We start from the raw sequence: 13,781 nt of genomic DNA, 5'->3' as shown, positions 1-13,781 counted from the left end.
GTTCAACGACGACTCCGGTCCGGTCGGCCGAGGGTCCCCGTACCCCGGGGCTCCACGCGCCCGGCCGGCCGGGCCGGTCACGCATGGACCGGTCATGAGCCGGGAGGCCCGGGGCCGAAGAAGACCCCGCCGCGCCCGATCACGGGCAGGTCCCGGGTCCCCACAGCTACCTGCGCTGGGCGGTGGAGCCACGCACCACCAGCTCCGGCTGGAAGACGAACTCCGTACTCCCCCAGCTACCGCTGGGAGGTGCCCCCAGCACCCGGTTGCCGTCGATCTCCTCCAGCAGCGCGTCCACCGCCGCCGTCGCCATCGCCTGCACCGGCTGGCGCACCGTCGTCAGCGGCGGGTCCGTGAACGCGATCAGCGGCGAGTCGTCGAAGCCGACCACCGACACGTCCGACGGCACGTCCAGGCCCCGCCCCCGCACCGCCCGTATCGCGCCGAGCGCCATCAGGTCGCTGGCGCACACGATCCCCGTGCAGCCCTGGTCCAGCAGCGCCCCGGCCGCCGCGTGCCCGCCCTCGACCCCGAACAGGGTCTGCTGGACGCGCGCTTCGGCCTCCTCCACGCCGACCCCGAGCAGGGCCCGCAGCGCCGCCGTGAACCCCTCCGCCTTCCGCCGCGACGGGACGTACCGGGTCGGGCCGATGGCCAGCCCGATGCGCTCATGGCCCAGCTCGACGAGGTGCCGGACCGCCATGCGGGCGGCCGAGCGGTCGTCGGGCGAGACGAAGTGGGCGTCGATGTGCTCGTTGAAGCCGTTGATGAGGACGAACGGCACGCCCCGGCCCGCCAGTTTCACGTACCGGGCCGGGTCGGCGCTGGTGTCGGCGTGCAACCCCGACAGGAACACGATGCCGGTGACGCCGCGCTCCTCCAGCTGCTCGACCAGCTCGTCCTCGGTGGCGCCGCCCGGCATCTGGGTGCACAGCACGGGCGTGTAGCCGTGCCCGGCCAGCACCTGCTCGATGACCTGCGCGAACGCGGGGAAGATGGGGTTGGTCAGCTCGGGGATGACCAGGCCCACCAGGCCGGCGCTGCGCCGCTTGAGCCGTACCGGCCGCTCGTAGCCGAGTACGTCGAGGGCGGCCAGCACCCGGGTCCTGGTGGGCCCGGCCACGCCCGCCTTGCCGTTGAGGACCCGGCTGACCGTGGCCTCGCTGACACCGGCCTGCGCCGCGATGTCCGCGAGCCGCGGGGCGCCCCCTCCTCCGTCGCCCCGCGGCTCCGTCCGCGCGTCGCCGCGCGGCGTCAGGATGGTCACCCCGCCCACCAGACGGTGGTGTCGGCGGGCAACTCGGCCGTGCCGTCCACGCTCACGCGCACCTGCTCGCTGGCGAGCAGCATCCGGCCGGGCACCGCTATCCGCACCGGCCGCCCCGTGGTGTTGGCGTGGCACACGAAGGCCCCGCGCCGGAACGCCAGCACGCCCTCGGGCGCCTCCAGCCACTCCACCGCGTCGCCCGCGCCCAGCCCGGGCTGCTCGCGGCGCACCGCCAGCGCGCTGCGGTACAGCTCCAGGGTCGAGCCCGGGTCGCCGGTCTGGGCCTCGACGCTCAGGTCCCCCCAGGTCGCCGGCTGCGGGAGCCAGCTGCCGCCGCTTCCGAACCCGTACGAGGAGCCCTGAACCGTCCACGGGATCGGCACCCGGCAGCCGTCGCGGAACCCGTCCTGGCCGGTCGCCCGGAAGAACGACGGGTCCTGGCGCACCTCGTCGGGCAGGTCCGTGACGTCCGGCAGGCCGAGCTCCTCGCCCTGGTAGACGTACGCGGAGCCGGGCAGCGCCAGCATCAGCAGCGTGGCCGCCCGGGCGCGCCGGAGGCCCAGCTCCCGGTCGCCGGGGGTACGCAGCTGGGTGCCGAGGCCCGCCGGGTTGGCGAACCGGGTGGCGTGCCGGGTCACGTCGTGGTTGGACAGCACCCAGGTGGTGGGGGCGCCGACGGGGCGCATCGCGGCGAGCGAGGCGTCGATGACCTCGCGCAGCTCCTTGGCGTCCCAGTAGGTGCCGAGGTACTGGAAGTTGAACGCCTGGTGCATCTCGTCGGGGCGTACGTAGTTGGCGGTGCGCTCCACCGTGGGCGTCCAGGCCTCGGCGACGAGGACGCGCTCGCCGTCGTACTCCTGGAGGACCTTGCGCCAGCTGCGGTAGATCTCGTGGACGCCGTCCTGGTCGAAGAACGGCATGACGTCGTTCCCGAGCAGCTTGAGCTGGTCGTGGGCGCCGATGTCGGGCAGGCCGGCCGCCTTGACGAGGCCGTGGGCGACGTCGACGCGGAAGCCGTCGACGCCCATGTCGAGCCAGAAGCGCAGGATGGAGCGGAACTCGTCGCGTACGGCGGGGTGTTCCCAGTTGAAGTCGGGCTGCTCGGGCGCGAAGAGGTGCAGGTACCACTCGCCGTCCTCGACGCGCGTCCACGCCGGGCCGCCGAAGATGGACTCCCAGTCGTTCGGCGGGAGCTCGCCGTCGGCCCCCTTGCCCTTCCGGAAGTGGTACCGCTCACGCAGCGGCGACCCGGGCCCCTCGCGCAGCGCGCGCTGGAACCACTCGTGCTGGTCGGACGAGTGGTTGGGCACCAGGTCCACGATGATGCGCAGCCCCAGCTCGTGGGCCTCGCGGATCAGCGCGTCGGCGTCGAGGAGGTTGCCGAACATGGGGTCGATGGCACGGTAGTCGGCGACGTCGTACCCGGCGTCGGCCTGCGGCGAGGCGTAGAAGGGGCTGAGCCAGACGGCGTCGACGCCGAGGTCCTTCAGGTACGGCAGACGGCTGCGGATGCCTTCCAGGTCGCCCATGCCGTCGCCGTTGCCGTCGGCGAAGCTGCGCGGATAGACCTGGTAGATCACCGCGTCTCTCCACCAGCCCGTGTGCGTGCCGGTGGTTCCGGTTGCGGGGGCGGCGGGGGCAGCGAGGTGCTGGGTCATGTCTTCCCTGGAGTGGAGGAGTGGAAGCGGCCACCGGCCCGGGAACAGGCCGGACCGGCGCCGCGGACCGGAATACGGGGGTGGGCCTGTCCTACGACTTGGTGGCGCCGGCCGTCAGGCCGGAGACCAGGTGGCGCTGGACGAGGCCGAAGACGACCGCGGCGGGGGCCGCGATCAGGACGGCCGCGGCGGTCAGTGAGCCCCAGTCGGCCGTGTACTGGTTGACGAAGGTCTGCAGACCGCCCGCGAGGGTGAGGTTCTCCTCGCCGGTCATGAACGCGGAGGCGTACGCGACCTCGCCCCAGCCGGTGATGAACGTGTAGAACGCCGTCACCGCGAGACCCGGCTTGGCCAGCGGCATGATCAGGCGCCAGAACGTGCCGAAGGGCGTGAGCCCGTCGACGCGCCCCGCCTCGTCGATCTCGGCCGGGATGCCGTCGAAGTAGCCCTTCATCATCCAGGCGCAGAACGGCACGGCCACGGTGAGGTACGTGATGATCAGGCCGACCGGCTGGTTCAGCATGCCCAGCGACGCCAGCAGGTTGTACAGCGGCACGATGAGCACCGCGACCGGGAACATCTGGGTGATCAGCAGCAGCCACATCAGGGGCCGCAGCCCCGGGAAGCGGAAGCGGCTGACCGCGTAGCCGGTGGTGGCGGAGATGAAGACGCCGATGACGGTGGTGACGCCGACGACGACCAGCGAGTTGCCGAGCCAGGCCAGGAACTGGGTGTCGCCCAGCACGTGGCTGTAGTTGCCGAGGGTGAAGTTCTTGACGACCGAGGTGTCGAAGGCGTCGGTCTTCGGCTTGAACGACGTGATCACCAGCCACAGCGGCGGGAAGACCGCCACGAGCGCGGCGACGAGCAGCGTCAGGTGCAGCCCCACGGACGCCAGCGGGGAACGCTCGCCCCTGGGCCGGACCTTACGGGTGTGGGTGTCGGTGCTCACCACATGTCTCCCTGCTTGCGGAGCGCGCGGCGGTAGACCACCGCGAAGAGCGACAGGAGGATCAGGATCAGGACGCCCCAGGCGGCCGATCCCGCGAAGTCGCGCGGGCTGACGACGAAGGACAGCCGGTAGGCGTACGTCACCAGGATCTCGGTGGCGTCACCCGGCCCGCCCCGGGTGAGCAGGAAGATCACCGGGAACATGTTGAAGGTCCAGATGGAGCTGAGCAGGATCACCGTGCCGGAGACCGGCCGCAGCCCGGGCAGCGTGATGTGGCGGAACCGCTGCCACGCGGTCACGCCGTCCATCTCCGCGGCCTCGTACAGCTCACCGGGGATGGACTGCAGGCCGCCCAGCATGGCGACGAGCATGAAGGGCACGCCGAGCCAGACGTTGACGGCGATGACCGAGACCTTGGCCCAAGTGGGGTCGTTCAGCCAGGAGATCGCGTCGATACCGCCGCCCGCGAGGAGCTCGTTGAACAGGCCGCTGCGTTCGTTGAAGAGCAGCCGCCAGGTGAAGACGGACACGAAGGCGGGGACGGCCCACGGCAGGACGAGGGCCATGCGGTAGAAGGCGCGGCCCTTGATCTTGCGGTTGAGCATGTTGGCCAGGACGAGGCCGAGGGTGAAGGAGAGGGCGACACAGCTGACGGTCCAGACCACGGTCCAGCCGAGCCGGTCCCAGAAGACGTCGTCGGTGAGGACGGCCTTGTAGTTGTCGAGACCGACGAACTCGTACGTCGCGGGGATGTGGTTGACGCCGATCGTGCGCTCGACGTTGGCCTCGTTGGCGTCCGTCAGCGACAGGTAGACGCCACGCACCAGCGGGTAGCCGATGATCACGCCGATCACGGTCACCACCGGAGCGACCATGCTCCAGGCGTACCAGTGGGTGCTCAGCGCTCTGCGCAGCCTGCCAGGACCGGGAGTTCCCGGGGTGTTGTCAGTGCGGCGGCCGCGGCCGCGGGCGCTGTGCGCGCCCGCGGCCTTCGCCACCGACTGGCTGGTCTCGACAGCCATTGGTCGGTCAGCCCTTCCCACTGCTTACTTGTAGTCCTTGAGCATCTTGCGGTAGGCGTCGCCCGTCTCCTGGGCGGCCTTCTCCGGCGTGGTCTTGCCGCCCAGGACGTTGGCCATCTGGAGGCGGATCGGCTCGAAGAGGGCGTTGCCCTGCGGGATCCACGGGCGCTCGACGGCCTTGTCGACGGCGGGCTTGAAGAACTGGACCATCTCGTTGCCGGCGACGCTCGGCTGGGCGTACACCGAGGTGCGGGTGGGCAGCAGGCTGAGCTTCTCGGTGGTCTGCTGCTGCACCTTGGCCGAGCTCATGTACTTGGCGAACTCGTAGGACGCGTCGAGGTTCTTGGACCCGGCGTAGACGGAGAGGTTCCAGCCGCCCTGCGGGGAGCCCTGTCCGGCGCTGCCGGCCGGGACGGGCGCGATGCCCAGGTTCTTCGGGTCCTTGAACTCAGCGCCGGCGCGCGAGTCGGCGATGGCCCACGGGCCGTTGAGCATCATCGCGACCTTGCCGGACTTGAACGCGTTCTGCATGTTGTTCCAGCCGTCGGAGGCGTCGGTGATCGCCGCCTTCGAGTCGACCAGGTCCTTGATGGTCTTGTACGCGTTGACGCCGGCCGGGTCGTCGATGGTGACCTTCTTGGCCTTGGCGTCGACCAGGTCGCCGCCCTCGCCGTACAGGAAGGACAGGAACCAGTACGGGTCGTCACCGCGGAGATACAGGCCGCTCTTGCCGGGCCACTTCTTGCTGATCTTCGCCGACGCGTCCTTGAGCGCCGTGAGGGTCGTCGGGACCTCGACACCGGCGTCCTTGAGCATCTTCTTGTTGTAGAAGAGCGCCATGGTGTCGATGACCTGCGGGACCGCGTACGTCTTGTCGTCGAACTTGGTGCTCGCGGCGGCCTGCGGCAGCCAGTCGCCCTGGTTCTCGATGGCGCGGGTGCCGTCCAGCGGGGCGAGGTAGCCGAGGCTGGCGAAGTCGGCGACCCAGGCGACCTCGGTGCGCATCACGTCGGGGGCTCCGGAGTTGCCGCCCGCCGCGTTCTTGAACTTGGCGTTGGCCTCGCCGAAGGGAACGTTGACGTACTTGACCTTCACCTTGGGGTGCAGCTTGGTGAAGCCCTCGGCCAGGGACTGGTACGTCGCCTTCTCGGCCTCGTTCGAGGTGTCCCAGAAGGTGACGGTGCCGGACAGCTCGCCGGAGCTGCTGGACCCGCCCTGCTCGCCGCTGTCGCCTCCGCACGCCGCCGTCGTCAGACCGAGGGCCGCGACCAGCGCGGTGGCCGCTATGCCACGCCGCATGTGAACTCCTTCAACTGATCCCGGGAAGACGAAGGCGGATCACATGACCGGATCTCGTGCCTCCTGCAGACCGCTCCCTCGCGGCGCGCCGGGTTGCCAGGAACGTAACAGGGATGAAAACGAGCCGAAAGACCTTGCGGCAATTTTCTGCAAGGCGGGCTGATCGTTACATCCGCGTGTCCCTACAGTTGCCGACGCATCGCTTGACAGGCGCGGCGAGGCAGGGTTGCGCGGGCCGGGAAAGTCCTGCAAGCCTTTTCGTAAGGCCTTGCAGGAGCGTTTCATTACCGCTCTCACCTCGTTAGACGCAACGACGACCCCATCCCGGCCCACCGAGAGGGACACCGCACATGGCCCACGAGCTGACCTCGCCCGTCCAGGCGCCGGAGGACCTGCGCCGTGCAAGCTCTTCCAGCGACCGCCCGGGGTGGTGGCGCGAGGCCGTCATCTACTAGGTGTACGTCCGGTCCTTCGCCGACAGCGACGGCGACGGCGTCGGCGACCTGCGCGGGGCCCGCGAGCGGCTCCCCCACCTGGCGCGGCTCGGGGCGGACGCGGTGTGGCTCACCCCCTTCTACGCCTCGCCGCAGGCCGACGGCGGGTACGACGTGGCCGACTACCGCGCCGTCGACCCGGTCTTCGGGGACCTCGCGGACGCGGACGACCTGGTGCGCACGGCCCATGAGCTGGGGCTGCGGGTGATCGTCGACATCGTCCCGAACCACACGTCCGACCGGCACCCGTGGTTCCGTCAGGCGCTCGCCGGCGACCCGGCCTGCCGCGACCGCTATCTCTTCCGCCCCGGCAAGGGGCCGGACGGCGCGCTGCCGCCCAACGACTGGGAGTCGGTCTTCGGCGGTCCGGCCTGGACCCGGACACCCGACGGCGACTGGTACCTGCACCTGTTCGCCCCCGAGCAGCCGGACCTGAACTGGGAGAACGAGGAGGTCGCGGCCGAGTTCGAGTCCGTGCTGCGGTTCTGGCTGGACCTCGGGGTCGACGGGTTCCGCGTCGACGTCGCGCACGGCATGGTCAAGGCGCCCGGGATGCCGGACATCGGGCACGGCGAGCAGGCCAGGCTGATCGGCGCCCAGCAGCTGCCGTTCTTCGACCAGGACGGCGTCCACGAGATCCACCGGGCGTGGCGGCGGCTCCTCGACACCTACGAGGGCGAGCGCATCGCCGTCGCCGAGGCGTGGGCGCCGTCGGCGGAGCGGCTGGCGCTGTACGTACGCCCCGACGAGCTGCACCAGGCGTTCAACTTCCAGTTCCTGAACTGCCCGTGGGACGCGGCCGCGCTGCGGCGGGTCATCGACGACTCACTGCGGGCCACCACGTCGGTGGGCGCCCCGACGACGTGGGTGCTGTCCAACCACGACGTGGTCCGCCACACCACCCGGTACGGGGACGGCGCCGCCGGGCTGCGGCGGGCGCGGGCGGCCGCGCTGCTGATGCTGGCGCTGCCCGGCTCGGCGTACGTCTACCAGGGCGAGGAGCTGGGGCTGCCCGAGGTCACGGAGCTGCCCGACGAGGCCCGCCAGGACCCCGCCTTCCAGCGCGGCGAGGGCCAGGACGGGCTGCGCGACGGGTGCCGGGTGCCGATCCCGTGGACGGTGGAGGGACCTTCGTACGGCTTCGGCCCCGGCGGCAGCTGGCTCCCGCAGCCGTCGTCGTGGGCCGGCCTGTCGGTCGAGGCCCAGACCGGTGACCCGGACTCGACGCTGGAGCTGTACCGCAGCGCGCTCGCGATGCGCCGCGACCACCCGGCGCTGGGCGCGGGCGACGCGGTGGAGTGGCTGCCCGCGCCCGACGGCGTCCTCGCCTTCCGCCGCCGCGCCAAGGGCACGGGCCCCGGCCCCGGCCCCTGGCAGGGCGACCTGATCTGCACGGTCAACCTCACGGACCACCCGGTCGCCCTCCGCGCCCCGGGCAGCCGGGTGCTCCTGTCCAGCGCGCCGGCCACAGGGCGGGCTCCCGCCCCCGCCCCCGGAACAGGACCGGTGGACGGCCAGCCCGTGCCGGGCGTGCCGGCGGCCGACGCGTCGGGTGCCGTGAACGGACAGCCGGTACCGGGCGGACCGGCGGCCGTCGGCCGGCCCGGCGACGGAAACGGCCACGCCCCCACGGCAGGCGCCGGCGGTCAGGCGGCCGTTCCGGAGCCCGGCGGCGCACCCGACGGCGGCAGGCCCGGCCGGGCCGCCGACAACCCGGCCGCCGCCGCGGGGACCGACCACGGCGGTGACGGGCATCGCGGCACCGCGGACGGCGGCGGGCGTGCCGTACACGGTGCCGCCCCCGGGGCCAAAGTGCCGCCTCCCGCGAGGGAGTTCGCGGCCGAGGCGGGACACGGCGACGACGGGCACACCGTCCTCCTCGCCGCCGAGTCCTGCGTTTGGTGGGCAAGCTGACGTGCGGCCGGTACAGTCGCATCCCATGACCGCGCGGCTAGCCGACATCGCAGCCCAGGCGGGGGTCAGCGAAGCCACAGTCAGCCGCGTGCTCAACGGCAAGCCCGGTGTGGCCGCGGCCACCCGTCAGTCCGTGCTGGCCGCGCTCGACGTGCTCGGCTACGAACGCCCCGTACGGCTGCGCCAGCGCAGTGCCGGACTGGTCGGGCTGATAACCCCCGAGCTGGACAACCCCATCTTCCCGGCCCTGGCCCAGGTCATCGGCCAGGCCCTGACCCGCCAGGGCTACACCCCCGTCCTCGCCACCCAGACCCCCGGCGGCTCCACCGAGGACGAACTCACCGAAATGCTCGTCGAGCGGGGCGTATCCGGCATCATCTTCGTCTCCGGACTGCACGCCGACACCACCGCCGACATGACGCGCTACGACCAGCTGCGCGGCAAGGGCGTCCCGTACGTCCTCATCAACGGCTTCTCCCCCAAGGTGCAGGCGCCGTTCGTCTCCCCCGACGACCGGGCCGCGATGCAGCTCGCCGTGACCCACCTCGCCGCGCTCGGGCACACCCGGATCGGCCTCGCGGTCGGCCCGAAGCGGTTCGTGCCCGTGCTGCGCAAGATCGAGGGCTTCCGGCTGGGCATGCAGGCGCGGCTCGGGCTGGCGCCGGCGCAGTGCGAGGAGCTCATCCAGCACTCGCTCTACACCCTGGAGGGCGGCCAGGCCGCCGCGACCGCGCTGATCGAACGGGGCTGCACCGCCGTCGTCTGCGCCAGCGACATGATGGCACTGGGTGCCATCCGCGCCGCGCGCCAGCAGGGGCTGCACGTCCCGGGGGACGTCTCCGTCGTCGGATTCGACGACTCGCCGCTCATAGCGTTCACGGACCCCCCGCTGACCACCATCCGCCAGCCCGTGCAGGCGATGGGGCAGGCGGCGGTGCGGGCCCTGCTGGAGGAGATCGGCGGCACCCCGGCCCCGCACAGCGAGTTCGTCTTCATGCCCGAGCTGGTCGTTCGCGGTTCAACCGCCTCCGGCCCCCATGGTCAGCGGTCCTCCGAAAGGCCATCCTCCGAAAGGCGTAGCGATGGCAATGAGGACCAGACTGACGGATGATCGACCGAGTAGACCTATCTGGCAGACTCTTGGCCCATGGGTGACACGACTGTGAGGACACTGGAAGGCCGTGAGGCCCCGGCACCACCGGTGGATTCACCCATCGAACAGGGTCCGGCCCGCGAGGCGGACAGCCGGACCGTGTGGCAGCGGATGCGCGCCCCGCGCCGCCCCCGCATCTGGTTCGAGATCCTGCTGATCGCCGTCAGCTACTGGACGTACTCGCTGATCCGCAACGCCGTGCCGGAGCAGAAGGCCGAGGCGCTGCGCAACGCCGACTGGATCTGGCGGGCGGAGCAGTCCCTCGGCATCGCCGTCGAGAAGACGGTCAACCACGCCGTGGACTCGGTGACGTGGCTGATCGTGGGCATGAACTACTACTACGCCACGCTGCACTTCATCGTCACCATCGGTGTCCTGGTGTGGCTGTACCGGTGGCATCCGGGGCGGTACGCCGCGACCCGCCTGGTGCTGTTCTCCACCACCGGAATCGCCCTGCTCGGCTACTACCTGTACCCGCTGGCGCCGCCCCGTCTGATGACCTCCGAGAAGTTCATCGACACCGTGCTGGTGCACCACACCTGGGGCTCGATGGCGTCGGGCGACCTGAAGAACATGTCCAACCAGTACGCCGCGATGCCGTCCATGCACATCGGGTGGTCGCTGTGGTGCGGCCTGACCATCTTCGCCCTGGCCAAGGCCCCCTGGGGCAGGATCCTCGGCCTGCTCTACCCGGCCGCGACCCTCGTCGTCATCGTCGCGACCGCCAACCACTTCTGGCTGGACGCGGTGGGCGGCCTGATCTGCCTGGGCTTCGGCTACACCCTGGCGTACGCCTGGTACGGCAGCGTGCCGCACCGGCTGCCCCGCCACGTGGCGCCACGGGCCGTCACCCCGGCCCTGGCGCACCGCGTCCCCGGCCCTCAGGCGCCGTAGAACAGCTCCTCCACCACGGCCCGCGCCCTGCGCGTCGTACGGCGGTAGTCCTCCACCATCTCGCCGACGTGCCCCGGCCCGTACCCGAGGTACCGGCCGACCGCGGCGAGCTCCCGCGCGTCGGACGGGAAGGTGTCCCCGGCCCGTCCGCGCACCAGCATCACGCCGTTGCGCACACGGGTCGCCAGGACCCACGCCTCGTCGAGGACCTGGGCGTCCTGCCCGGCGATCAGGCCCGCGTCACGGGCCGCGGCCAGCGCCCCGCGGGTGCGGGTGGTACGCAGGCCCGGCACCGCGTGGCCGTGGCGCATCTGCAACAGCTGCACGGTCCACTCGACGTCGGACAGGCCGCCGCGCCCCAGCTTGGTGTGCAGCGCCGGGTCGGCGCCGCGCGGCAGCCGCTCCGTCTCCATGCGGGCCTTCAGGCGCCGGATCTCGCGTACGGCGGCCTCGTCCAGGCCCCGCTCCGGGTAGCGCAGCGGATCGACCAGCTCGATGAAACGGCGGCCGAGGTCCGGGTCGCCGGCCATCGGCTCGGCCCGCAGCAACGCCTGGCTCTCCCAGCCGAGCGACCAGCGGCGGTAGTAGGCCTCGTACGACTTGAGGGTGCGCACCAGGGGCCCGCTCTTGCCCTCGGGGCGCAGGTCCGCGTCGATGAGCAGCGGCGGGTCGGCCGTCGGCAACTGGAGCAGCCGCCGCATCTCGGCGACCACCGCGTTGGCGGCCCGCGCCGCCTCCTGCTCGTCGACGCCCTCGCGCGGCTCGTGCACGAACAGCACGTCCGCGTCCGACCCGTAACCCAGCTCGTGGCCGCCGAAGCGGCCCATGCCGATGACGGCGAACCGGGTGGGCAGCGTGTCGCCCCACTGCTCGCGCACGGCGGCCCGCAGCGCGCCCGCGATGGTCGCGGCGTTCAGGTCGGTGACCGCCTGGCCGACGCGGTTCACGAGGGCGCCGGGGTCGGCCTCGGCGGGGCTGTCTTCGGTGCCGTACGAGCCGATGATGTCGGCGGCGGCGGTACGGAACAGCTCCCGGCGCCGTACGCCACGGGCCACCGCGACCGCCAGCTCGGCGTCCTCCGCGCGGCCCACCGCCGCGAGGATCTCCGGCTCCAGATGGTCACGGCCGCGCGGCTGGAGCCCCTCGGGGGCGCCGAGGATGGCCACCGCCTCGGGAGCCCGCAACAGCAGGTCGGGCGCCAGCCTGCCCGCCGACAGCACCCGTGCCAGGTTCTCCGCCGCCGCGCCCTCGTCCCGCAGCAGCCGCAGGTACCAGGGCGTCTTCCCCAGCGCGTCCGACACCTTGCGGAAGCCCAGCAGCCCGGCGTCCGGGTCGGCCGAGTCTGCGAACCAGCCCAGCAGCACCGGCAGCAGCGTCCGCTGGATCGCCGCCTTGCGGGTGACCCCGGACGACAGGGCCTCCAGATGCCGCAGCGCGGCCGCCGGATCCGCGTACCCCAGCGCCTCCAGCCGCTGCCCGGCGGCCTTGGCGCTCAGCCGCGTCTCCCCCGGCGTGAGCTGGGCGACCGCGTCCAGCAGCGGCCGGTAGAACAGCTTCTCGTGCAGCCGCCGCACCACCGCCGCGTGCCGCCGCCACTCCCGGTTCAGCTCGGCGACCGGATCGGTACGCAGCCCCAGGGACCGCCCCAGCCGCCGCAGATCCTCCTCGGCCTCCGGCACCAGATGGGTCCGCCGCAGCCGGAAGAGCTGGATGCGGTGCTCCATCGCCCGCAGGAAGCGGTACGCCTCGTCCATCTGCGCCGCGTCGACCCGCCCCACGTAACCACCCGCCGCCAGCGCCTTCAGCGCCTCCAGCGTGCTCCCGCTGTGCAGCGTGGCGTCACTCCGGCCATGCACCAACTGCAGCAGCTGCACCGCGAACTCGACGTCCCTGAGCCCGCCCGGGCCCAGCTTCAGCTCACGGTCCACCTGCGCGACCGGAATGGTCTCCACCACCCGGCGACGCATCTTCTGTACGTCGGCGACGAAGTTCTCCCGCTCGGCGGCCTGCCACACCAGCGGTGAGACGGCGTCGATGTACGCGGCGCCCAGCTCCGGGTCCCCGGCCACCGCGCGCGCCTTGAGCAGCGCCTGGAACTCCCAGGTCTTGGCCCAGCGCTGGTAGTAGGCCAGGTGACTCGACAGGGTCCGCACGAGCGGGCCGTTCCTGCCCTCGGGGCGCAGGTTGGCGTCGACGGGCCAGATCGTCCCCTCCACCGTCTGCTCCGAGCAGATGCGCATCAGGTGCGAGGCCAGCCGGGTCGCCGCCTGCATCGCCTTGCCCTCGTCGGCGCCGTCGGCGGGCTCGCCCACGAAGATGACGTCCACGTCGGAGACGTAGTTCAGCTCGTTGCCGCCGCACTTGCCCATCGCGATGACCGCGAGCCGGCACATGGCGGCGTCCTCCGGAGCGGCCGCGCTCGCTATGGCGAGGGCCTTGCGGAGGGTGGCCGTGGCGAGGTCGGCCAGCTCGGCGGCCGTCTCGGCGATGTCGGTGGTGCCGCACACGTCACGGGCCGCTATGGCCAGCAGGCAGCGGCGGTAGGCGATGCGCAGCGACACGGGATCGGTCGCCCCGGCCAGCCCGCGCTCGAAGTCGGCGACGCCCGGGTGCAGGTCGGTCGACTCGTACGTGACCAGCGCCTCCCAGTCGCGCGGGTGCCGGGCCAGGTGGTCGGCCAGCGCCTCGGAGGCGCCGAGCACGCCGAGCAGCCGGTCGCGCAGCGGCTTGGCGCTCAGGACGGTGCCGAGCAGATGCCGGCCGTCCCCGCCCTGCGCCTCGGCGAGCCGGACGAGCCCGCGCAGCGCGAGGTCGGGATCGGCGGTGGCGCCGAGCGCGTCGAGGAGGACCGGGTCGCCGCGCACGGCGGACAGCACGGGCAGGCCGAGGAGCCGCTCGGCGGCGGACGGGTCGGTGAAGCCGTGCCGCAGCAGTCGGGTGAAGGTACTGCTCCTGCGCCCCGGCCCGCTCATGCGCCCGCTCCCTCCGACGTGGTCGGCTCCCACGCCCCGAGCCTATCGGGGATCGTGTCCTGGGCCGGACGCCGTCCCGGCGGTGTGCGCCCCGCGGGGCCGCCCGTGCGCGTACGGGCGCCGTTGGGTCCACTCCGTGGGGGGGCCCAGGCCCGG

Annotated in this window: 8 protein-coding genes and 1 pseudogene; 3 read left to right on the top strand and 6 right to left on the bottom strand. The window is 72.2% G+C overall.

Features of this window, described 5'->3' with window-relative positions; translation table 11 throughout:
• Positions 1-166: 166 nt before the first annotated feature.
• The 5 genes from AMK26_RS04220 to AMK26_RS04200 all read right to left on the bottom strand — a co-directional run bounded on the left by AMK26_RS04220 (position 167) and on the right by AMK26_RS04200 (position 6,198).
• Complete coding sequence (locus AMK26_RS04220) at positions 167-1,276, bottom strand: LacI family DNA-binding transcriptional regulator (RefSeq protein ID WP_073752014.1); 1,110 nt, start codon at positions 1,274-1,276, stop codon at positions 167-169.
• Positions 1,264-2,925 (bottom strand): glycoside hydrolase family 13 protein, encoded by a 1,662-nt coding sequence (locus tag AMK26_RS04215; RefSeq protein WP_073752012.1) that lies wholly within the window; start codon positions 2,923-2,925, stop codon positions 1,264-1,266. The genes AMK26_RS04220 and AMK26_RS04215 overlap by 13 nt, the downstream gene beginning before the upstream one ends.
• A gap of 91 nt (positions 2,926-3,016) precedes the next feature.
• Positions 3,017-3,880: a sugar ABC transporter permease gene (locus tag AMK26_RS04210; protein ID WP_107420854.1), complete on the bottom strand. Its 864-nt coding sequence runs from the start codon at positions 3,878-3,880 to the stop codon at positions 3,017-3,019.
• A complete protein-coding gene (locus tag AMK26_RS04205) occupies positions 3,874-4,899 on the bottom strand; it encodes a carbohydrate ABC transporter permease (protein ID WP_073752008.1) in 1,026 nt (341 codons plus the stop codon). Before AMK26_RS04205 ends, AMK26_RS04210 begins: the two co-directional genes overlap by 7 nt.
• Before the next feature lie 24 nt (positions 4,900-4,923).
• On the bottom strand, positions 4,924-6,198 hold the full coding sequence (locus AMK26_RS04200; protein ID WP_073752006.1) for an extracellular solute-binding protein: 1,275 nt from the start codon (positions 6,196-6,198) through the stop codon (positions 4,924-4,926).
• A gap of 455 nt (positions 6,199-6,653) precedes the next feature.
• On the opposite strand from AMK26_RS04200, the pseudogene AMK26_RS04195 reads away from it, so the two are divergent.
• The 3 genes and pseudogenes from AMK26_RS04195 to AMK26_RS04185 all read left to right on the top strand — a co-directional run.
• Positions 6,654-8,156: pseudogene (locus AMK26_RS04195) on the top strand (glycoside hydrolase family 13 protein); the annotation flags it as partial.
• A 475-nt stretch (positions 8,157-8,631) separates the two neighbouring features.
• On the top strand, positions 8,632-9,717 hold the full coding sequence (locus tag AMK26_RS04190) for a LacI family DNA-binding transcriptional regulator (protein ID WP_073752004.1): 1,086 nt from the start codon (positions 8,632-8,634) through the stop codon (positions 9,715-9,717).
• A gap of 36 nt (positions 9,718-9,753) precedes the next feature.
• Entirely contained in the window at positions 9,754-10,653 is a 900-nt protein-coding gene (locus AMK26_RS04185) for a phosphatase PAP2 family protein (RefSeq protein WP_073752002.1), read from the top strand.
• On the opposite strand, the gene AMK26_RS04180 is transcribed toward AMK26_RS04185, so the two are convergent.
• On the bottom strand, positions 10,641-13,625 hold the full coding sequence (locus tag AMK26_RS04180; RefSeq protein ID WP_073752000.1) for a bifunctional [glutamine synthetase] adenylyltransferase/[glutamine synthetase]-adenylyl-L-tyrosine phosphorylase: 2,985 nt from the start codon (positions 13,623-13,625) through the stop codon (positions 10,641-10,643). The two genes, AMK26_RS04185 and AMK26_RS04180, sit on opposite strands and share 13 nt — an antisense overlap.
• Between the last annotated feature and the right edge of the window lie 156 nt (positions 13,626-13,781).

Source organism: Streptomyces sp. CB03234, from assembly GCF_001905885.1.
Classification (GTDB): Bacteria; Actinomycetota; Actinomycetes; order Streptomycetales; family Streptomycetaceae; genus Streptomyces.
The sequence above is the reverse complement of the archived record's forward strand: the minus strand, read 5'-3'. Positions and strand labels throughout refer to the sequence as shown.